19 protein-coding genes are annotated in these 20,719 nt (G+C 53.4%); 3 read left to right on the forward strand and 16 right to left on the reverse strand.

Annotation, left to right across the window (positions count from 1 at the left end):
* Positions 1-27 precede the first annotated feature (27 nt).
* Entirely contained in the window at positions 28-753 is a 726-nt protein-coding gene (locus tag F3F93_RS06635; RefSeq protein WP_176958380.1) for a molybdopterin-binding protein, read from the forward strand.
* Between the two features lie 8 nt (positions 754-761).
* Here F3F93_RS06635 and amrS read toward each other — a convergent pair whose 3' ends face one another.
* The 15 genes from amrS to F3F93_RS06710 form a co-directional block, all read right to left on the reverse strand.
* A complete protein-coding gene (amrS, locus tag F3F93_RS06640; RefSeq protein WP_176958381.1) occupies positions 762-1,841 on the reverse strand; it encodes an AmmeMemoRadiSam system radical SAM enzyme in 1,080 nt (359 codons plus the stop codon).
* 3 nt (positions 1,842-1,844) lie between these two features.
* Positions 1,845-2,417: an AmmeMemoRadiSam system protein A gene (gene amrA, locus F3F93_RS06645; protein ID WP_176958382.1), complete on the reverse strand. Its 573-nt coding sequence runs from the start codon at positions 2,415-2,417 to the stop codon at positions 1,845-1,847.
* Positions 2,410-3,216 carry an AmmeMemoRadiSam system protein B gene (amrB, locus tag F3F93_RS06650; RefSeq protein ID WP_176958383.1) on the reverse strand — a complete coding sequence of 269 codons (807 nt, stop codon included), beginning with the start codon at positions 3,214-3,216 and terminating at the stop codon, positions 2,410-2,412. The genes amrA and amrB overlap by 8 nt, the downstream gene beginning before the upstream one ends.
* A gap of 103 nt (positions 3,217-3,319) precedes the next feature.
* Positions 3,320-5,344: a TonB-dependent receptor gene (locus F3F93_RS06655; RefSeq protein WP_176958384.1), complete on the reverse strand. Its 2,025-nt coding sequence runs from the start codon at positions 5,342-5,344 to the stop codon at positions 3,320-3,322.
* A 14-nt stretch (positions 5,345-5,358) separates the two neighbouring features.
* The gene (locus F3F93_RS06660; protein WP_176958385.1) at positions 5,359-8,067 is read right to left on the reverse strand and encodes a PAS domain S-box protein; all 2,709 of its coding nucleotides are present in this window, start codon (positions 8,065-8,067) and stop codon (positions 5,359-5,361) included.
* Entirely contained in the window at positions 8,060-8,590 is a 531-nt protein-coding gene (locus F3F93_RS06665) for a YfiR family protein (protein WP_194334993.1), read from the reverse strand. Before F3F93_RS06665 ends, F3F93_RS06660 begins: the two co-directional genes overlap by 8 nt.
* A 171-nt stretch (positions 8,591-8,761) precedes the next feature.
* Positions 8,762-9,517: an imidazole glycerol phosphate synthase subunit HisF gene (hisF, locus tag F3F93_RS06670; RefSeq protein WP_176958386.1), complete on the reverse strand. Its 756-nt coding sequence runs from the start codon at positions 9,515-9,517 to the stop codon at positions 8,762-8,764.
* 99 nt (positions 9,518-9,616) lie between these two features.
* Entirely contained in the window at positions 9,617-10,375 is a 759-nt protein-coding gene (gene hisA, locus F3F93_RS06675; protein ID WP_176958387.1) for a 1-(5-phosphoribosyl)-5-[(5-phosphoribosylamino)methylideneamino]imidazole-4-carboxamide isomerase, read from the reverse strand.
* The gene (hisH, locus tag F3F93_RS06680; RefSeq protein WP_176958388.1) at positions 10,363-10,992 is read right to left on the reverse strand and encodes an imidazole glycerol phosphate synthase subunit HisH; all 630 of its coding nucleotides are present in this window, start codon (positions 10,990-10,992) and stop codon (positions 10,363-10,365) included. Before hisH ends, hisA begins: the two co-directional genes overlap by 13 nt.
* 75 nt (positions 10,993-11,067) lie before the next feature.
* Positions 11,068-11,655 carry an imidazoleglycerol-phosphate dehydratase HisB gene (gene hisB, locus F3F93_RS06685; RefSeq protein ID WP_176958389.1) on the reverse strand — a complete coding sequence of 196 codons (588 nt, stop codon included), beginning with the start codon at positions 11,653-11,655 and terminating at the stop codon, positions 11,068-11,070.
* The gene (gene hisC, locus F3F93_RS06690; RefSeq protein WP_176958390.1) at positions 11,652-12,686 is read right to left on the reverse strand and encodes a histidinol-phosphate transaminase; all 1,035 of its coding nucleotides are present in this window, start codon (positions 12,684-12,686) and stop codon (positions 11,652-11,654) included. Before hisC ends, hisB begins: the two co-directional genes overlap by 4 nt.
* Before the next feature lie 55 nt (positions 12,687-12,741).
* Positions 12,742-14,043, reverse strand: a complete 1,302-nt coding sequence (gene hisD / locus F3F93_RS06695) for a histidinol dehydrogenase (protein ID WP_176958391.1) — start codon at positions 14,041-14,043, stop codon at positions 12,742-12,744.
* A gap of 3 nt (positions 14,044-14,046) precedes the next feature.
* Positions 14,047-14,715: an ATP phosphoribosyltransferase gene (gene hisG, locus F3F93_RS06700; RefSeq protein ID WP_176958392.1), complete on the reverse strand. Its 669-nt coding sequence runs from the start codon at positions 14,713-14,715 to the stop codon at positions 14,047-14,049.
* On the reverse strand, positions 14,708-16,003 hold the full coding sequence (gene murA / locus F3F93_RS06705) for a UDP-N-acetylglucosamine 1-carboxyvinyltransferase (protein WP_176958393.1): 1,296 nt from the start codon (positions 16,001-16,003) through the stop codon (positions 14,708-14,710). The genes hisG and murA overlap by 8 nt, the downstream gene beginning before the upstream one ends.
* Before the next feature lie 128 nt (positions 16,004-16,131).
* Complete coding sequence (locus tag F3F93_RS06710; protein ID WP_176958394.1) at positions 16,132-18,000, reverse strand: diguanylate cyclase; 1,869 nt, start codon at positions 17,998-18,000, stop codon at positions 16,132-16,134.
* A gap of 185 nt (positions 18,001-18,185) precedes the next feature.
* On the opposite strand from F3F93_RS06710, the gene F3F93_RS06715 reads away from it, so the two are divergent.
* Entirely contained in the window at positions 18,186-19,133 is a 948-nt protein-coding gene (locus tag F3F93_RS06715) for a homoserine kinase (RefSeq protein ID WP_176958395.1), read from the forward strand.
* A 191-nt stretch (positions 19,134-19,324) separates the two neighbouring features.
* Here F3F93_RS06715 and folE read toward each other — a convergent pair whose 3' ends face one another.
* The gene (folE, locus tag F3F93_RS06720; protein WP_176958396.1) at positions 19,325-19,927 is read right to left on the reverse strand and encodes a GTP cyclohydrolase I FolE; all 603 of its coding nucleotides are present in this window, start codon (positions 19,925-19,927) and stop codon (positions 19,325-19,327) included.
* Between the two features lie 126 nt (positions 19,928-20,053).
* Here folE and F3F93_RS06725 point away from each other — a divergent pair, with 126 nt between their 5' ends.
* Positions 20,054-20,644, forward strand: a complete 591-nt coding sequence (locus F3F93_RS06725; RefSeq protein WP_176958397.1) for a histidine phosphatase family protein — start codon at positions 20,054-20,056, stop codon at positions 20,642-20,644.
* Positions 20,645-20,719 lie beyond the last annotated feature (75 nt).

Here is a 20,719-nt window from a genome sequence, read left to right on the forward strand (position 1 = left end):
TTCTGATGACCTATCTATGATATAGCCATGGCACATCAGACGGCTGCAATTCTGGTTATCGGCAATGAGGTTCTCTCCGGGCGCACCCGCGAGGCCAACGCTTTTTATGCGGCTGGAAAGCTGTTTGAGGCAGGCTGCAAGCTAAGCGAAGTGGCGGTTATCCCCGATGAACGCGATGCCATCATCTCCACGCTCAATCGGCTGCGAAACAAATTTGATGCTGTCATCACCTCCGGTGGCATCGGCCCCACCCATGATGATATCACCATGGAGTCGATTGCAGAGGCATTCGACGTTGAGCTCATTGAACACAACTTTATTGTGCAGGCGATGACCGAGCACTTCGGTGCTGAAGGACTGAATGAGGGGCGTCGTCGTATGACCCGCGTGCCGCAGGGCTCCAAACTGATCCGCTGTGAGAAGACCATCGCGCCGGGCGCACGTATCGGCAATGTCTATATTCTGGCCGGTGTGCCCTACATCTTTGAATCACAGCTCGACTCTATTTTGCATCAGTTCGGTGACAGGCCCTACCGGCGTATTGAGATAGAAGTAAAACTGGCTGAGAGCCTCTTTGCCAAACCACTGACAGCTATTCAGGCGCAGTATGATGATGTCGAGATCGGCTCTTATCCCGGCCGCTGCGGCCCTGACCCTTGCGGCAAAATCTGCCTGAGCGGTCAGAATGAAGGTCGGTTAAATGAAGCCGTCAAAGCGGTTAATGCGATGTTGAAGAACATCATACCTGCATGAGCTAACGCTCACCCGGATTGAATCTGAATGGGGATCCGGCGGGCACCAAAGGCATCGTGGAATTCATCGAAATGACCCGGCGTTTTAGCGCCACACATCACACACAAACCCTCTTCATCTAAACGGTGCTCTGTAATCTCATACCAGTCCCGGACAATCACCCTGTTTTTACAACCGGGACAGAGCGTGGTTCCGCCCTGCTTATCATGCGTATTGCCTGTATAGACAAAATTTAAGCCTGCCTTTTTGGCAATCCTGCGGGCCCGGCTCAGGGTGGCCTGCGGTGTTGCTGGCACATCCTCCATCTTCCATGCCGGGTGAAAGGCGGTGAAGTGGAGCGGAACATCCGGCCCGAGGTTTGCCATGATCCATTCAGCCAGCGCGGTGAGCTCCTGATCACCATCATTGTGGCCGGGAATCAACAGGGTAGTAATCTCAAACCAGACATCCGTCTCATCGTTAAGATACTTCAGTGTATCAAGCACCGGCTGCAGCTCTCCGGCACAGAACTTACGGTAAAAATCTTCTGAGAAGGCCTTCAGATCAACATTGGCGGCATCAATATGGGCGAAAAACTCCTGCCGTGCTGCAGGGTGAATATAACCCGCCGTTACGGCCACCGTGTTAATGTCCAGAGCATGGCAGGCCTTCGCTACATCAACGGCATACTCAAGAAAAATGACCGGATCGTTGTAGGTGAAAGCGACACTCCTGCAGCCCCACTCCAGAGCGGCTGCAGCTATCGCTTCAGGCGTAGCCTGATCGCATAAGCGGTCAAATTCGCGCGATTTGGAGATGTCCCAGTTCTGACAGAATTTACAGTTCAGGTTACACCCTGCGGTGCCAAAAGAGAGAACGCTACTGCCCGGATAGAAGTGGTTGAGTGGTTTTTTCTCAATCGGATCAATACAGAAACCTGATGATCTGCCATAGGTGGTGAGAACGATCTGATCATCTTCACACTTGCGAACAAAACACAACCCCCGCTGGCCATCGTGAAGCTTGCAGTCACGCGGACAGATATCGCACTGAATGCGTCCATCTTCAAGCTTGTGCCAGTAGCGGCCGGGAAAGTGAGACGTGATCATAGACTATTCGGCGGGTAGATCCTTTTCGCGATACTTCTTTACCTGATACTTATAGAGCAGCACTTCAGGATGCCAGAACTCGGCAGAGAGCCCCGCCTTGGCCTTGAGATGACCGAGAAAATCGGCCGGCTCAGGCAGCTGATCCCACACCTGCGGCAGGAAGGTCGCTTTGTACATGCCAAACTTAAAGACCACGCCATCAATGCCGGGCCGCAGCTTGGATATGGCAACATCCTCAGTATGGGCATGCATCGCTTCGATCTCGGTAAGCACGGAGACCTCAACCAGCAGCCCGGCAAACTCATCGGCTGTCAGAGGCTGAAATCTGGAATCTTCAAATGCGGCAGCTCGTGCATTGGCAGAGACATCTTCAAGCAGCGAGCGATGCGCCTCCAGTGTGCCGATACAGCCGCGCAGCTTGCCATTGATGGTCAGGGTGACAAAGGTTGCAGCAGGCTCCTCCAGCCAGCTCAGCCCTGCAGTAGGAAACTCATCGATAGCCACGCGCAGCTGCCTGGCAATGGCCGAGCGCGCAATACTGATAAGAACCCTGCCTCTGTTTACCGAATCATTCATTCAGCCCCCCCTGCTCAAACCATGCCATCGAAGCATATCCCACCACACGGTTTTTATCTCCCGCTGTATCTCCCGAATTACGGTAGTCGAGAAGGCGAGGCTCAAGTCCATATTTGTCGGCGAGAATCAGCAAGGCATTAATAGCAGTAGCCCCACAGGCCTGCTCATGAGTAACAGGCCATTGAATGGTCAGCATCGCATCGACTGTGGCGGCATCAATGGCATTGGCACGCTGATAATCGTGAAAATGAGAGAGATCGGAACTAATCACAATCAATGTCTCCTTTTCATCCAGAAACAGTTCCATCACCTCAGCGACAGCTTGCGGCTCAACCATGCCGACACAGACCGGAAGAAGCTCGAAATGCTGCAACACGCTCTGCAAAAAAGGCAGCTGCACCTCCAGTGAATGCTCCTCTGCATGCGGCGCATCGGAGGCTTGTACTTGAGCATGAACCAATGCGCGCCGTACAGCTTCCTGATCAACAGATATATCCCCCAGAGGAGTCCGAAACACTTCGCTCTCCGGTACAGCCATACCCTGAAAGCCAACCCGATGAGCAGGACCAAACAGCACAACCCGTCTGAATGGAGACTCACGAACAGCCTGATAGGCGAAAGCGGCAGTCACTCCTGAATAGATATAACCGGCATGGGGTACAATGAGAGCCCGGGGAACCGGCAATCCCTTCTCCAGCTCCCTTTCAGCCACAGCCAGCGACCGGGAGATCTGATGAGCAAGCGCTGCTGCTTCTGCCGGATAGAACATGCCTGCAACTGCGGCGGGACGAACGACCATCTACACCTCCGGAACTACCCCCAGCTTAAGAGTTTCAGCCCGTGCTGTGAAGTCCTCTGATGCCCCGGAGAGCTGATGTTGCGCACGTTATCACGTGAGTCAGTCAATAGCGGAAGGTTGCCTTCACCAGATAACTTTGCTGTTGCAGTGTGGAGGCTTCAAGGGTGGATTCAAGATCCTCTTTATGCGTAGCCTTCAACAGGTTTTTTCCAACCAGACTTAACTCCAGATTCCTGATCGGCCGCCATCCCAGCCTTGCATCCAAACGATTATAGCGGGCCACCCTGTCGCGCTTAAAGATATCCCAATGCGAAAAATTCAGATCCAGTTCAACATCATCACCCATATCGATACTGGTACCGATATGGTACCTGTTTTCCGGTGTCTGTTCTCTGAGCACATATGCAGAGTAACGGGTCTCCGCATCGTTTATCGGCGTAGGCAGATAGTGGGAGCGCTGGTGCGTAAAGGAGCCCTTCAGCTTGATCCAATCGAGCGCCTGCCATGTAAAATCAAGCTCAACTCCTCGCGTACTACCATCAAGGATGTTGGCCATATAGATCGGAATCACCAGATAGGTATTTTCGATAAATGCCGATGCCGGATCCTGATAGGTATCGGCAACACCTTTGTAGAACATCTTGAACACTGTGGCCTGAAACAGCAGGTCATCATCAGGATGAAATCGTAAGCCAGCCTCATAAGCAGTGACCTGCTCAGGGTGCATGCGTCCATCGCCAATCAGACGCGCCACATATCCCGGACCGGCTTTCACATTATATGAGATAGTATTCTCAATCATGTTCGGCATACGCAGTGTTCGTGATGCGGCTGCCCACAAGCCCCACTGATCAGCACTGTAGATGGCTCGAAAACTGGGCTGCATCTCCCATCCGCTATATTGATTATGCTCTGCCTTTAGCCCTCCTGTGAGCTTCAAACGATTGTCCATAAAATAGATATCATCCTGAATAAACAGTGAATAGAGCACGTTCGTTTTATCCGGCATCTGTATGACCGCTGAATTGGTTATATCCGCCCGTGACAAGCGATAGCCACCGCCGATTGAGATCGATTGCTTGAGGAATCTTGGAAAGTCGAGTTGCAGCTCGGCATCAAATGTATCGCGCGTTTCATCAAAATGGGGAACTTCCATCTTAGCCCGATCAACATAGAACTTGGCAGAGAGCTGGGTATCAGAGATCAACTCATGATTGAGTTGCATCACCAAATTGCTGCCGGAGTAGGTGTTGTTGCTGATATAGGGAAGGTTTGTTGTCCCGGCACTGGCTGTATAGCCAAATGCGCCTGCTTTCACTCTGTATGCATTGCCAGTCAAGGAGAGCTGCGTCAGATGAGAGGCATCCCAGTCCACCCTGAACCCCGCCTGACCAAAGCGTCTGTAGTCGGGGGTATCACTGCCGCGTGGCATACCCCAAAGATTTGCCACTGCTATATCGTAGATGCCGCCATCTCTCTGCTCACTCATGGCATAGGCGCGGTAGTGGGCATCTTTACTATCCCAGCCATAACGCACTGTACCAAAGCCTTTCTCCTCGCTTCCGGCACCTCCTGAAAGCATGAAACCCTGCGTTTTCCTGCTGTTTTTAGTGATAATATTAATTACGCCATTGACAGCATTGGAGCCCCACACTGCGCCGGCAGGGCCTCTGATCACCTCAATACGATCAATATCTTCCAGCGGATAGTTCTGCACCAGCCACCAGACGCCGGAAAAGGTCGGTGTATACAGGGCCCGTCCGTCCATCAGCACCAACAGCTTGTCGGAGAAAACATCATTGTGGCCGCGAATACTCACTGCAAACTGATTGGCATTGGGCTGCTGCACCTCGACGCCGGGAGCCAGACGCAGTGCTTCAGGAATACTCATCGCTCCGGAACGGCGAATATCATCATTGGTAATCACAAACACCGCAGCGGCCGTCGAATAGTACTTTTCACCTCGTTTGCCGGCAGAGGTCACCGTCAGATTCATCAGCTGCTGCATATCCATCTGCAGCAGGGCATCGGTCTGATCCGCCTCCTGAGCAGCAAGCGGCATAACCTTCAAAAAGATCAATAATGTAAATCCCGCCACTAAACCGGCAAGTCGAAACCTCCGTCTCAAGCACCTATACGCTGTCATGGACCACTCCCTGTAATGTCTACCAGACTCTGACGCAGCACCGTGTGCAACGACTGCAATGAAAACGGCTTCTGCAAAAAGGCCTCTGGCTGAACCTGTTCAAATTGCGGCATGACATTCTCATTGCTGTAACCGCTACAGACGATAACCGGCGCCTTAATACCCATCTCCCTGAGCCTGACCAGCACCTCTTTTCCACCCATTCGGGGCATGGTCATATCCAGCAATACGGCATCCACCCTATCCCGATGCTCACTGTAGACCTGCAAGCCCTCCTCGCCATCACAGGCAAGCAGCACTTCGCACCCCATTTTTCTGAGCATTTTCTCAAAGATAGCCCTGACCATCACCTCATCATCAATCACCAGAACGGTCAGAGCCCGCTCACTGAGTTTAAGTTCTTCTGCCTTCGCATCTGCCATGTGCTCATCATTGACAGCCGCAGAAGAGACAGGGAAGAGCACCCTGAACCGAGCCCCCTGCTCCGGTGCACTCTCAACCTGAAGCGCACCACCATGTGAGCGCACAATGCCCAGCATCGCACTCATGCCCAGGCCTCGACCGGTAAACTTCGTCGTAAAAAACGGGTCAAACATTCTGCTCAGAGTCGCCTCATCCATACCGCAGCCATTATCTGAGACCTCAAGGAATACATATTCGCCCGGTGGCCGCTTCTCCTCGAGGAAAGGGCTATCCAGCGCCGCTCTATCGGCATGCAGAGACCCGGTTACGACCTGAATCTTGCCGCCTTTTTTATCGCCTATCGCCTCTGATGCATTGGTAATCAGGTTCATCACGATCTGCTGCATCTGTGTATTATCGGCAAGAATAATCGGCAGTTGAGTTTGCAGATCAAATGTAAGTGATACATCCTTGGAGATTGACACATCAATCAGCTGCACCGTCTCCTCGACCAGCGTGGAGAGATTGACCGGCTTTTTAACCAGTGACCCCTGTCCGGAATAGGCGAGCATCTGCCTGCACAGATCAGCAGCCCGAATGCTACTGGCTACAATATTCTCCAACTCCTTGTCTGCCGGCAGGTGCTCTTTCATGTTCATCTCTGCCAGTTCGGCATTACCCATGATGCCGGCCAGGATATTATTAAAGTCATGCGCAATACCACCGGCCAGAACGCCCAGAGATTCCAGCCGCTGCACATGCGCCATCTTCTTCTCCATCTCCTGCTTCTGCGTCTCGGCCTCCACCTGCAGTGAAATGTCGCGAACCACGCCTTCAATGCCGATGACCTCTCCCTGCTGATCAATAATCAGATGCGCGGATATTGAGCTCCAGATCAGACGCCCATCACGGTGTTTGAGCTGGATTTTATGATTCATCAGCACGCCACCATTCTCACTTATGGCGGTCACAGAGTGTGCAAAGCCACAGCTATCAACCCACAGGGCTTGCAACGGCAGGCCGGCCACCTCTTCCTGTGCGTAACCGAGTAGCGAATAAACGGAACTTGATGCCCAGACCACTGTGCCGTCTGAAGAGAGGCGATAGTAGGTATCAAGCATATTATCCAGTGTCGATTGCAACTCATCGCGGGTCTTTTCAAGTTCAGAAGTCCGCTCAGAGACCTGCTCCTCCAATCTCTTCTCAATACTCTTCTGATCAGTAATATCCATAAAAGCACTGAACAGTGCCGGTTCAGACTCAAATGTTATCTGGCTCATCGAGAGGGAAATCCAGAGCGGGGTACCATCACAACCAACCACCTCTATCTCCTTGCCGATAACCTTACCTTCCTGCTTCAACGTGCGGAGCAGCTGCTGGCGATCATCGGGGTCGCGGTAGAAGTCCACCGCCTTGACGCCTTCACCTGAGCTGCCTTCGAAGCCGAACAGCTGGGCTGCTGCTGCATTAAAAAACAGCACTTCACCATCACACTGCCGACTGATCAGTACAGGCATAGGCGCAAGTGCCACGACATTTCTGAAACGGACTTCACCCTCCTGCAGATCCCGGTGATTCTCTTTGATAGTGCGGAAACTGTTTTCAATCTCATCGGCCATCTGATTAAAACCAATCAGCAGCTCTTCGGTCTCCCTGTTATAGGTCGGGCTACCGGCCCTGAGTGAATAGTCACGGTCATACCCCATCTGGCGCATCAAACCGGCCAGAGAGGTGATCGGTACAGCAATCCTCTTTTGCAAACGGGCTGCCAGCATCAGTCCCACAAGCAGACAGCCGAACATCACCATCAACACCGTAATATAACCGGTACGCTGGCTCTCTTTCAGGTGGTTAAGACGGGACTCCAGATAGATAACACCAACCGCTTCACCTTTATGTTTGACAACCCTGTAGAGGCGCAGTCGGCCATCGGAGAAGAGCGTACTCTGCAGCTTTTGAAAGTGAACCGGATCTGCCCGGACTGCAGTATCGTCTTCTGCAGCATAGGTAAACAGGCTAAGTCCGTCATAGGTGAACAGTTTCACCATGGCGATGTCGGGATCAAACTGCATCGATTGCAGCAGTTCAGCAGCCATACGCTGATCGTTGAACATCATAGCCGGCCTGGCCGCAGCACCGATGATGTCACCTTCAACAATCAGCACCCTCTCAGCCTCCCTCTCGAGCAACACCTGATTGTGACCGATCCACACGCCGCCCATCACGAGCACAGTGAATCCCAGTGTTAACACGAAAAAGAGCTGAAGCTGGCGCTGGATAGAAGTAGAAGATTCTCTATTCATTACCCCTCCCAACAATCTCACCGAGCTGCAACAGCTGCGCACTGATATAGAGACCAGCGCGTTTGACTGCCTGCAGGTTGACGATAAAGGTGAGTTTTTCGTTGTGATATTTGATTTCGATCATACCGCCCTGCTCCGCAAAGCCGGGAATATCCGAAATCGTAAGTACCGGAGCGCCTTCAACCAGTTTCAACAGCTGGTCAAAATGTCCCCGTTGCGGCTCCCCGATATAGAGAGCCGAGCTGGCACGAAGGCAATCAATCTCCTTACATGAGCGCAGCTTCAGCCCTAATTTCCGGGCTGCCGGTTTATCCGCAATAGTCTGAAGTATGTCGTGCAGCTTCTGATCATAGAGCACATTCAGCCGGATGCCGGTTGCAGCGGCATCATGTTCAGGCCAGTCGGTAAAACGGATAAAGTTGAAGATATATACAGATTTCAGCTCATCAGAGCGAATCGAAGCCTGTTCAGAGGCGAACACTGTCGTCGATGAGAACGCAAACAGAGCAATAGCGGCCGCCATAACAACTGTTCGGCAGATGTGATTGCATTCGCATCTTGCGTATGTGAGAAAGGTTCTTCCTCTCAAAAGAAGGGCTTTAGAAAAAGCCCGAATTAACAGCCACATCAGTGCAGATGTATGCCTCTCCGGTAAATATCCATTGATGAAGCATGAAGGCTTTCATGTCATGAATCAATTGCGAACAGGAATCCCCTGTTTGGCCAGATAAGCCTTGGTTTCGGCAATCGTAAAGGTGCCGAAATGGAAGATAGAGGCGGCCAGCACCGCATCAGCACCACCGGCCTTCAATCCTTCGGCCATATGCTCAAGCGTACCCACACCACCGGATGCCACCACATTGGCACTGATCGCATCAGAGACCGCACGTGTCAGCGGAATGTCATAGCCATTTTTGGTGCCATCAGCATCCATGCTGGTGAGCAGAATCTCACCGGCACCGTAGTCAGACATACGCTTGGCCCACTCTACGGCATTGATGCCGGTCGGTTTTCTGCCGCCGTGGGTAAAACACTCCCAGTGATCACCGACAGATTTGGCATCAACGGCCACAACAATCGTTGAAGAGCCGAAACGTTCAGCAGCCTCTTTGACCAGTTCAGGGGTAAAGATCGCGGCGGTATTGATCGAGACCTTATCGGCACCGGCATGCAGCAGATTCTCAATATCGGAGAGAGCCTTCACACCACCACCAACGGTAAGCGGCATAAACACATGTTCGGCCACCTCGGTAACCATATGGTAGAGCGTATCGCGGCTCTCGTGGCTGGCACGGATATCGAGAAAGCAGAGCTCGTCTGCCCCCTGCTGATCATATTTGATGGCAGCTTCAACCGGATCACCGGCATCGATAATATCTACAAACTGCACACCTTTAACCACACGCCCGTGTGCCACATCCAGACAGGGAATTATTCTTTTACTGAGCATTAGAATGAACCACGAAGGCACGAAGGCACGAAGGCTCGAAGAAAATCATTTTAATATTGTAACTCTTTGTGCCTCTGTGCCTTAGTGGTGAAAGCGTGTTCATTTCAACAGCTCCATTGCAGCAGCGAAGTCGATAGTGTTTTCGTAGATGGCACGACCGGTGATGGCGCCGCATATGCCATCATCCACATGTTTGGCACAGGCAATGACATCATCCATTTTCGATACGCCACCGGAGACAATCACGGGAATCGAGATCGCTTTAGCCAGATTCACCGTCTCCTCAATATTGGGGCCGGTCATCATGCCGTCGCGGGCGATATCCGTATAAATAATCGATGATACGCCGGCATCTTCAAACTTGAGTGCCAGATCAACAGCCGTGACATCGGTAACATCATCCCAGCCATGCACAGCCACCATGCCACCTTTGGCATCGATACCGACACAGATCTGGCCGGGAAACGCCTTGCACGCCTCCTCAACCAGCGCCGGATTGGCTACAGCAATAGAGCCTAGGATCACACGATCCACACCGAGATTCAGCGTGCCTTCAATCATGGCCAGATCACGCAGACCACCACCAAGCTGTACCGGAATATGCATCTGTGCACAGATCGCACGGATCGCTTCGCGGTTGGCCGGTTTGCCGGCAAAAGCGCCATCGAGATCAACCACATGCAGACGTTTGGCCCCGAGTGACTGCCAGTGTGCAGCCATAGCACCCGGATCATCGCCATAAACGGTGGCATCATCCATACGCCCCTGCTTCAGACGTACGCAGTGCCCCCCTTTCAGGTCAATGGCGGGAATTAATTCAAATTGATTGGCTTCTGTTTTGGTGTTTACGGATTCCATTGCAGGAATGCCTCCATCATCGCCAGGCCTGCGCTCTGGCTTTTTTCAGGGTGAAACTGCACTGCTACAATATTGTCGCGACCTACTGCGGCCGCAAACGGGTAATCACCATAGGAGCAGGCGGCCAACAGATGATCCGGGTTTTCAGGCATGCAGCAGTAGGAGTGGACATAATAGACCTGCTGACCTGCCAGCGGTGCCAGCACCGGATGCTGCGGCTTCTCAGATGAGAAGATCACATCATTCCAGCCCATATGCGGAATTTTATAGCCACGCGCAGCATGATCTTCAGGAAAGTGTGTCACTGCACCGGGAATCAGCCCCAACCCCTTATGACGACCGAACTCAAGCGAGTAATCCATCAATACCTGCATACCGAGGCAGATACCAAGGAACGGCTTACCTGTAGCAATCTCATCCTTGATGGCAACATCGAGGCCACTCTCTTTCAGGGCCGCGATACAGTCACGAAAAGCACCCACACCGGGCAGCACGATACGATCATAGTTTTTCAGTGATTCAGCTTCAGTGACCAGCTCAACCTCACCGCCCGCCTTCTCCAGCGCCTTGGCTACCGAGTGCAGATTACCCATACCATAGTTTATCAATCCAATCATAAGAAATTACTCACCTCGAAGCCACAGAGACACAAAGATAGACATAGTACACTTTGTGCCTTTGTATCTTTGTGGTTACAGAGCTCCTTTTGTCGATGGGATTCCGCTCTGGCGCGGATCCGACTCTACAGCCATGCGCAGTGCACGACCGAAGGCCTTGAATACTGTCTCGATAATGTGGTGGTTGTTGTCACCACGAAGCGCATCGATATGCAGCGTAATGCGACCATGATTACTCACCGCCTGGAAGAACTCCTTGAACAGGTCGATATCAAAACCGCCAACCGTCTCTTTCGGGAAGTCGATATTATATTCGAGGCCGGGGCGACCTGAGAAGTCGAGCACAACGCGTGAAAGCGCCTCATCCAGCGGCACATAGGCATGACCGTAGCGGATGATACCGGCTTTATCACCAATGGCATCACGCAGAGCTTCACCGAGGCAGATACCGATATCCTCCACCGTGTGATGGTCATCAATCTCGCGATCGCCTTTGGCATCCACACTCAGATCAATCAGGCCATGACGGGCAATCTGCTCGAGCATGTGATCCAGAAACGGGATCGAAGAGTTCAGCTCCGCCTTGCCTGTTCCATCCAGATCAAGACTCAAGCGGATCGAGGTCTCTTTGGTTGCGCGTTCTATTGATGCATTGCGACTCATAACTGAATCTCCCGGAGTGCCGCCAGTAGCGCACTGTTTTCATCTCTGCTGCCAATGGTGATACGCAGGCAATTGACCAGAAGCCTATCAGAACCGTGCATATTCTTAATTAAAATTCCCGCCCTCTTAAGTGCGTCGAATACAGCGTTGGCATCGTTCACCCTGACCAGAAGGAAATTTGCCTGTGACGGAAAAACTTCAATGCCATCAAATTCAGCCAGTGCTGCAGCCATACGCTCACGCTCATCACGAAGCTCCGCCACCTGCGCCTCAAACACCGCAAAGTGATCAAGCAGAAAATTTGCAGAAGCCTGGGTCAGCGCATTGATGTTATAGGGCATACGCACCTTGTTCAGCTGCGCAATCACATCGGCATCACCAAGCAGATAGCCCATGCGCAGACCTGCCCAGCCCACCTTGGAGAAGGTTTTCAGAACCATCACATTGGCTGCAATAAGGTAGTTGTGGGTGCGCTCAGAGAAGGGGCCATACGCCTCATCAATGACCAGCATGCCCCCCATCCCCCTGGCGATCTTCTCAATCCGCTCCTGCCGCCAGAGATTGCCGGTCGGATTGTTCGGGCAGGCCAGAAATGCTATCTCAGCCTTTTCACGCGCACACACCTGCAGAAAGTGCTCCTCATTCATGGTGAAATCATCTGCCAGAGGCACGGTTGCCACCGGTCGTTTCAACCACTGCGAGACCAGATTATACATCACGAATGTTGGCCCTGGCACCACGCAGGTGCCAGGCACCGTGGCGATAAGGAGCATCTGAATGATCTCATCCGAACCATTGCCGAGCAGCACCTGCTCAGGCTTTACACCCTCATGTTCGGCAATCTTTGTACGCAGCGCGAGCATCCCGGCATCGGGATAACGATTCACATCCACTTCAGCCAGTCGTTTAACCCACCTCTTGCGCAGATCATCCGGCATGGAAAACGGATTCTCCATAGCATCGAGCTTGATCATGCCGCTGCTATCAGGCACGTGGTATGCCGACAGCGCTTTGATATCACTACGAATCACCGGAAACCACCCGTGCCTGTGGAGATTGCGCTCCGCTGTTCGGCTAGCAGCATCATTATCCTTTCTCTTTCAGGCGCAGTTCAAGGGTCAGGGCATGCGCCTGCAGACCTTCGCGATGAGCAAGGTGAGCCGCAGCCGGGCCGATCGCCTGCACCGCTGCACGGGTAGCGCGGATCACACTGCTGCGCTTCTGGAAATCATAAAGACCCAGCGGCGAAGAGAAACGCGCCGTACGGTTGGTTGGCAATACATGGTTCGGGCCTGCGATATAATCACCCAGTGCTTCAGGCACAAAGTGGCCGATAAAGATAGCGCCTGCATGCCTGATACTCGGAAGAATTTCATCGGGATTCTCCAGTGCCAGTTCCAGATGCTCCGGTGCAATCACATTGACCACATCCGCAGCCTCGGCCCAATCCTTAACAAGAATCAGTGCGCCATGCGTCTCAACAGAGGCGCGTGCGATCCTGGCCCGTGGCAACACCTGCAAGTGTGCCTCAATCGATTGTGCCACCTGCGTCAGCAGGTGTGCATCGGTAGAGATCAGAATGCTCTGTGCCGCCTCGTCATGTTCAGCCTGGGAAAGGAAATCAGCTGCAATCCAGGCCGGATTACCACCATCAGCCACCACCACGATCTCGGAGGGGCCGGCAATCATATCGATGCCACAGGTGCCGAACACCTGACGTTTGGCTGCTGCTACAAACTTATTGCCCGGCCCGACAATCTTGTCCACAGCCGGAATGGTTTCGGTACCGTAAGCCAGCGCTGCCACTGCCTGGGCTCCACCGACAGCAAAACCGCGCTGTACACCTGAGACATAGGCTGCGGCCAGTACCAGTTCATTGATCTCGCCACCGGGGGTTGGCACCACCATGACAATCTCTTGCACACCGGCCACCACGGCAGGTACAGCATTCATCAATACCGATGAAGGGTAGGCAGCCTTGCCACCGGGCACATAAAGCCCCACACGATCCAGCGGCGTAATACGCTGGCCGAGGGTCATGCCGACCTCATCGGTATACTCCCAGTCATCCTGCTGCTGCTTTTCGTGGTAAGCGCGGATACGATCCGTCGCCAGCTGCAGCGATTCGCGATCCATATCCGATACCGCATTCCACGCCTGTTCCATGCGTGCGCGGCTGATCTCAATGGTTTCACCTGTGCATGCCCAGCCATCAAAACGCTCGGTATAGTCACACAGTGCGGCATTTCCGCGTGCCTTCACATCGGCAAGAATAGCCGCCACCAGATCCTGCACGTCAGCACCGGTATCTGCCTCGCGTGATAGCAGTGCATCCAGCTTCTCGGCGAAGCCATCCTGCTGTGAATCCAATCGAAGAATCTTACTCATAACTTATCCCTTATCCCTGGCTTCCACAGCCAGACGCAGTTTTTCAATAATGGGTTGAACCTGAGCCTTGCGCGTAGCAAAGCTGGCCGGATTGACAATCAGGCGACTGGAGATGTCACACAGCGTGACCTCCTCCACCAGACCGTTGGCCTTTAAGGTGCTACCGGTCTCAACCAGATCAACAATACGCTCGGCCATGCCTACCAGCGGCGCCAGCTCCATTGAGCCGTAGAGATGAATAATCTCCGCCTGCACGCCCTGAGACTGAAAATACTCAATCGCCAGTTGATCATATTTGGTAGCTACGCGAATACGGCTGCCGCGCTCAGCAGGCCCGGCCTCCACCAACGCTTTGGGGCCACAGACACAGAGTCGACAGCGGCCGATACCCAGATCAAGCGGTTCGTAGACATGCGGACGATACTCCAACAGTGAATCGCGTCCGGCCACGCCAATATCAGCAGCCCCCTGCTCCACATAGGTACAGACATCAGCAGCACGGATAATCAAAAAGCGTACAGGTGTGCCGTCGACATCGCCGTCCACCATCAGTTTACGGGTCTTCTGCACATCCTCATGCGGTGTCAGTCCTGCTGCCTCAAGCAGCGGCAGTGTCTGCTCCAGAATGCGCCCTTTGGAAAGGGCAATGGTCAGTGGTCGTGTATCAGGCATCCAGTCGTGCTCCCTGCATCCAGTTTTCACTGGCGCTGTGCCGCTCAATCTGAGCGCCAAGCTTACTTAACTTCTCTTCAATGCGTTCATAACCGCGATCAATATGGTAGACGCGGGATATGGTGGTTTCACCTTCAGCGGCCAGTCCTGCCAGCACCAGTGATGCAGAGGCGCGCAGATCGGTAGCCATCACCGGAGCCCCGGAGATCTTTTCACGCCCGGTGACGATCGCCATATTGCCATCAAGCCTGATCTTCGCCCCCATACGGGCCAGCTCCTGCACATGCATAAAGCGATTTTCAAAGATCGTCTCACGCACCACCGTTGTGCCATCGGCCAGCGTCATCAGCGCCATAAACTGAGCCTGCAGATCGGTCGGGAAGCCGGGATGCGGCAGGGTGTGAATATCCACCGCTTTCATACGCCCCTGCGCCTTGCAACGGATATAGTCCTCACCGGTCTCAACAAGTGCGCCGGTATCACGAACACGAGCCAGAAAAGCCTCCAGCATGACAGGGTCAATCCGGGTCACGGTTACATCGCCACCGGTAATCAAACCTGCAGCCAGATAGGTCGCAGCCTCGATACGGTCACCAATGGTGGTCATCTCACCGCCCTCTAGCCGCGCCACGCCCTCAATGGTGATGCAGTTGCTGCCATCACCCTGAATCTTGGCGCCAAGACCACGCAGTGAATCAGCCAGATTCACGATCTCCGGCTCTCTTGCCGCATTATCAAGTGTGGTTTTGCCTGTCGCCAGCACAGCGGCCATCATGAGGTTTTCAGTTCCTGTCACCGTCACCTGATCAAACACGATGTGCGCACCATGCAGACCATCGGGTGCGCGGGCAATAATATCACCCTGCTCCACCTCAATCTCCGCACCCATCGCCTCAAGCCCTTTCAGATGCATGTCGATCGGCCGCGCACCAATGGCACAGCCGCCGGGCAGACTCACTCGCGCCTCACCGAAACGGGCCAGCAGTGGCCCCAGCACCAGCGATGATGCGCGCATGGTTTTCACCAGCTCATACGGCGCCTCGGATTTGGTGGCCGGACGCGTATCAACATGCAGACAGTACTGGTCATCATAAGAGACCTCCGCCCCCTGCCACGCCAGCAGCGTCATCATCGTCGAGATATCTTTCAGATGTGGAATGCGGTGATAGGTCACCGGGCCGTCAACAAGAATCGAGGCGGCAAGAAGTGGCAGCGCCGCATTTTTCGCGCCGCTGGCTTCGATAGTTCCGGACAGCACATTGCCACCCTGAATGATAATTTTATCCATATAATTCCCGTGTCATAAAGGAGACGAACGCTAGCCGCTCTCCTGCATGGGAACAATGTTTAGCAACACTGCATTTCTCCAGGCAAGATGAAGCCGACAAAGGAGCAATCGACGTTCAACAGATTGAATCAGTACTCGCCGTTTTCATCCCACATCGAAGCATTAAACATCAGTGTGCGATTGCGCCCCTGCTCCTTGGCCTGATAGAGGGCGATATCGGCAAATTTCACAGTTGCCCAGAAACCCTCATTTTTCGCACCGGGGAAGAGAGCGATACCGACGGAGAGGGTTTTGGTCAGAGCCCCCTGCGGCGTCTGGAACTGTGTGGACTCCATTGTTTTACGAATCCGCTCAGCCAGCAACATGCAGCCCTCCGCATCCGTGTCAGGCAGCAGCACCATAAACTCTTCACCACCAAAGCGAATCGCCATATCAGAGCCGCGCACCTGCTCTTTCAGCAGTTCAGCCAACCCTTTGATCACCTGATCACCAACATCATGGCCGTAGGTGTCATTGACCTGCTTAAAGAAATCCACATCCACCATCAGTACGCCCAGCGTTGTTCCCTGACGAACAGTGGTGGCCGCCAGCACATCGACATAATCCTCAAGGAAGCGGCGATTGTAGAGGCCGGTCATCGGATCACGCATGGCGGTATCCTTGAGCGACTGCATCAGCTGACGCGCCTCAATCACAGGTGCCGCTTCATTGAGATAGATACTCGCTGTCTGCTCGATATCGGGATGTTTCTTCAGCTCCTCCTCAGAAAGCACCATCTGCAGCACGCCGCCAACACGTCCTGAGAGCATCATCGGGATACAGATATGTGCAAAATCATCACCTCTGGCACCACCTGCGTAGCGGGTGCAGATATGCGGGGAATTGATGCTCGAGACACAGGCAGCAGTGCGTTTGGCCCGGCACGACTCTGAACAGGCCAGAATCTCCTGGTCACACCAGAGCTCACCATCGCGATCCACACCCTCAACAAAGACAGGTTTCATCATCTGATTATCGCCCTCAATGCGATAGAGGGTAAAACGGCGCAGACCAAAGTGATCGCTCATCACACGGCGAATGCGGATAAATATCTCTTCCAGATCGAGATCATTCTCCACCGCCTGCTTAAAACGGGCAGCACCCACCATCTCGTCAACCACATGCACGGTATGGGTCAGCAGATTCTGGCCACTGCCCTGATGACTGAAATCACCGAGTGAGCCGATCGATGTAGAGATCTTGCCCATGCTCTGCTCGAGCGTATCCATCAGGCTGTTGGTCTGATGGGCAATATCACCGATCTCATCGCTGGTGGTGGAGCTGATACGGCCGCTAAAATCACCCATCTGGGCGTTACCCACAACACTCTTCATACTCTCAGCCGTATCCACAATCGACCTGAACAGCCGCTTAAGAAAATAACCGAGCGAGAGCGCAAACATCAACAGCAACACGACAATCGGTGCAATGGCAAGCAGCTCTGAACGCTCCAACTCCTCCAGCGAAAAACCGAGCGTGACCGCACCATTGATACTCCCTTCAGGCACATCGTGACACTGCATACAGTTCAGTTCACCGGTACTGCTGGCGATATAGGGGATGGTAATCCGATAGATAGATGAATCATTGTGGCGAACCACATCCTCTTCCCACTTGCCGGTCGCCAATACCCGCTTCTCCATATCAAGCTTGGGCTTCTCACCATCAATGCCGGGGCCGAACTGGTGAATCACCGGCTCCCCGCGCAGCACCCGTACATCAACAAGGCCGGGAATCGTACTCATGCGCTTGACCAGCATCTCGCGCTCACTGATCACACCTGTTCGCATCTGCTCAGTCAGTGTGATACGCAGCATATCCGCAGCCATGCGCCCCTGCTCGCGGATAGTATTGAGGCTGAAATAGTTGAATGATTTAATGGTGACAATGGAGAACAGCACAATCAGTACAAATGAGATAATGGCTGTGAACCAGAAACTTTTCTTTCGTAATGTCATACTGCCCGTCCCTCTGATCGCTGCTGTTTAACCTCGGCCTCAAGCCCGGCCAACAGGTCATCCAGCATCCCGATATCTGCTTCAAACCCGGCATGTCGCAATTTTCATGCCAAAAAAACCTGTTATTTACAGCCTTTTATAGAGCAGATGACTTTTGCTCAGGCCATCCGCTAGGATTCCGCCCCATGTCCGTCTACACAGAACTCTCCGCATCCGACATCTCCGCCATTCTCGCCGATTATAAGCTGGGCGAACTGGCCAGTTTTGAAGGCATTGCTGCCGGCATTGAGAACAGTAATTTCTTTGTCACGACCGAAGGGCACGACAACGCTGCCCGCTTTGTACTCACGATCTTTGAGCGCATGAATGCGACAGAGCTCCCCTACTTCATGCGCCTGATGCGTCATCTGGCCCACAATAAACTGGCATGCCCGGATGTGATGCAGCGCAACGATGGTTCACTGCTCTTCGAGATTCACGGCAAACAGGGCTGTATTGTCTCATGCCTTTCAGGCCGCACACTCGATGAACTGAACGAAGAGCAACTGACCTCTTCAGGTCGCGCACTGGCGCAACTGCATCTGGCAGGTGCCGACTTTGACGAATCGCGTGAAAACCCGACCGGCATGGCATGGCTGGGTGAGCATATCGCAGCAGTTGTTGACGGCACGCGTGAGACTTATGGCGCAGATGCCGCACAACTTCTGCAGGATGAACTCGATTTTCAAAACTCATGCGCCTGGGAGTCACTGCCTCGTGGCGTGATCCATGGTGATCTGTTCGTGGATAATATTCTCTTTGAGGGCAACAAAGCCTCCGGCATTATCGACTTCTACTACGCCCACACAGCCCCCTATGCGATGGATATCGCCATCACCCTCAATGCCCAGGCTGTTCAACTCTCTGATCAGGATGCGTCACGCATCAAGGCATTCATGGCCGGTTATGAGTCCCTGCGCCCACTGCAGGAGGAGGAGCACGAAGCACTGCCGCTACTGCTCAGGCTCGGTGCCCTGCGCTTCTGGGTCTCCCGTCTTTATGATGCCCTCTTCCCTCGTGGAGGGGCCATGACCCAGACCAAAGACCCGCAAGAGTACCGCAACAAACTACTCTACCATCGTCACGCAGGTTAATCTGAACGTCCGCCTTGGGTTGTCGACTCAAGCGGACATTCAATTTTATTGATGAGCGGGAATTTTAATGGATAAAACCATGGCGCTGAAACTTCTGGCAGTTTGTGTGATCTGCCTCGGCCTGATCACCGGCGCTGTGTTTTTACTCCAGTGGCTCACGTCATAAACCTGTTAAACAACAGGTAAGAAAGTTAACCCTCAGATTTATTCATGCCGATAAGCTGGAAGAGCTCAAGGCGTGAGGAGGGGTTGTTCATGAATGCTCCGGTCAGTTTGGAGGTGGTAGTCCAGGAGTTGGGCTTGAGCACACCACGATGGCACATGCAGAAGTGCTGACACTGGATAATCACCGCCACACCCTTGGGATCGAGCACCTCTTCAATGGCATTGGCGATCTGCATGGTGAGCTTCTCCTGCACCTGCAGACGTTTGGAGTAACCTTCAACCACACGGGCAAGTTTGGATAGACCAACCACACGGCCGCGTGGAATATAGGCAACATGCGCCTTGCCTACGAATGGCACCATGTGATGCTCGCAGTGGCTGTGCACAGCAATATCGGAGACCAGCACCACCTCATCGTAACCTTCAACCTCTTCAAAGGTCTTCTCCAGATGTTCGCGTGGATCTTCCTTGTAACCTGAAAAGTGCTCATGCATGGCAGAGAGGACACGTGCCGGAGTCTCCTGCAGCCCTTCGCGATTCACATCTTCACCGATATATTCAAGCAGGCCACGCACATGTTGCATGCCTTCGATATTGGTCGGGTCATTCAGGTCGAAATCATCACTCACAGCACATCCTTCCTTTTCTCGTTCTGCGGGGCACCATAGCGCATTATGGGGTAATGAAGAACTGAAAAACCACATGATTGTCGTTTTTTAGCCCGCAATTGAACTATTGGTATAGATGGAGAGCCAATGCTTACAATAAATATACTCCGTCACGGGGCACTTGAAGGTGGCGTCAAATATCGAGGTCGGGTGGATGATCCGCTCACGGCGGCTGGTCGAAGCAGCATGGATAGCGTCTGGTCTCATCTGCAGAGAGAGGTGGATGCCATCATCACCTCACCCCTGATCCGCTGTGCAGAACCGGCTAAAGCGTGGGCAGCCGCAGTTGGCATTGAATGCATCATCGAACCACGCGTTGCCGAGATTCACTACGGTGAGTGGGAGGGAAAAACCATCCCGCAGCTACAAGCTGAATATCCCGAAACCCTTGCACAGTGGCGCAATAACCCCCAGGGCATGCGCCCACCCGGTGGTGAATCCCCCGAAGAGCTGCTGGCCCGCCTGAATGCGTGGTGGTCTGAAATTTGCCAGAGCCATGATGGCAAACAGCTGCTGCTGGTTACCCACTCCGGCAGCATGCGCATGCTGATCGCCCACGCGCTCAACGCCCCCATCGCCACCACCCGCCATCTGGCCATGCCCTACTGCTGCTGGAGCCGCATCAGCCACGACAACGGCAGTTCGCAACTGGACTTTCATAATCGTGAAACCGCCTGAAGCCACGAACGTGACCTCAAACACGGAAGTTCAGGGCAGACAAGGGACAATTTTGCGCTGATGATTGAACCGGCA

The sequence above is a fragment of the Mariprofundus sp. KV genome (genome assembly GCF_013387475.1).
In the GTDB taxonomy this organism is placed as follows: Bacteria; Pseudomonadota; Zetaproteobacteria; order Mariprofundales; family Mariprofundaceae; genus Mariprofundus.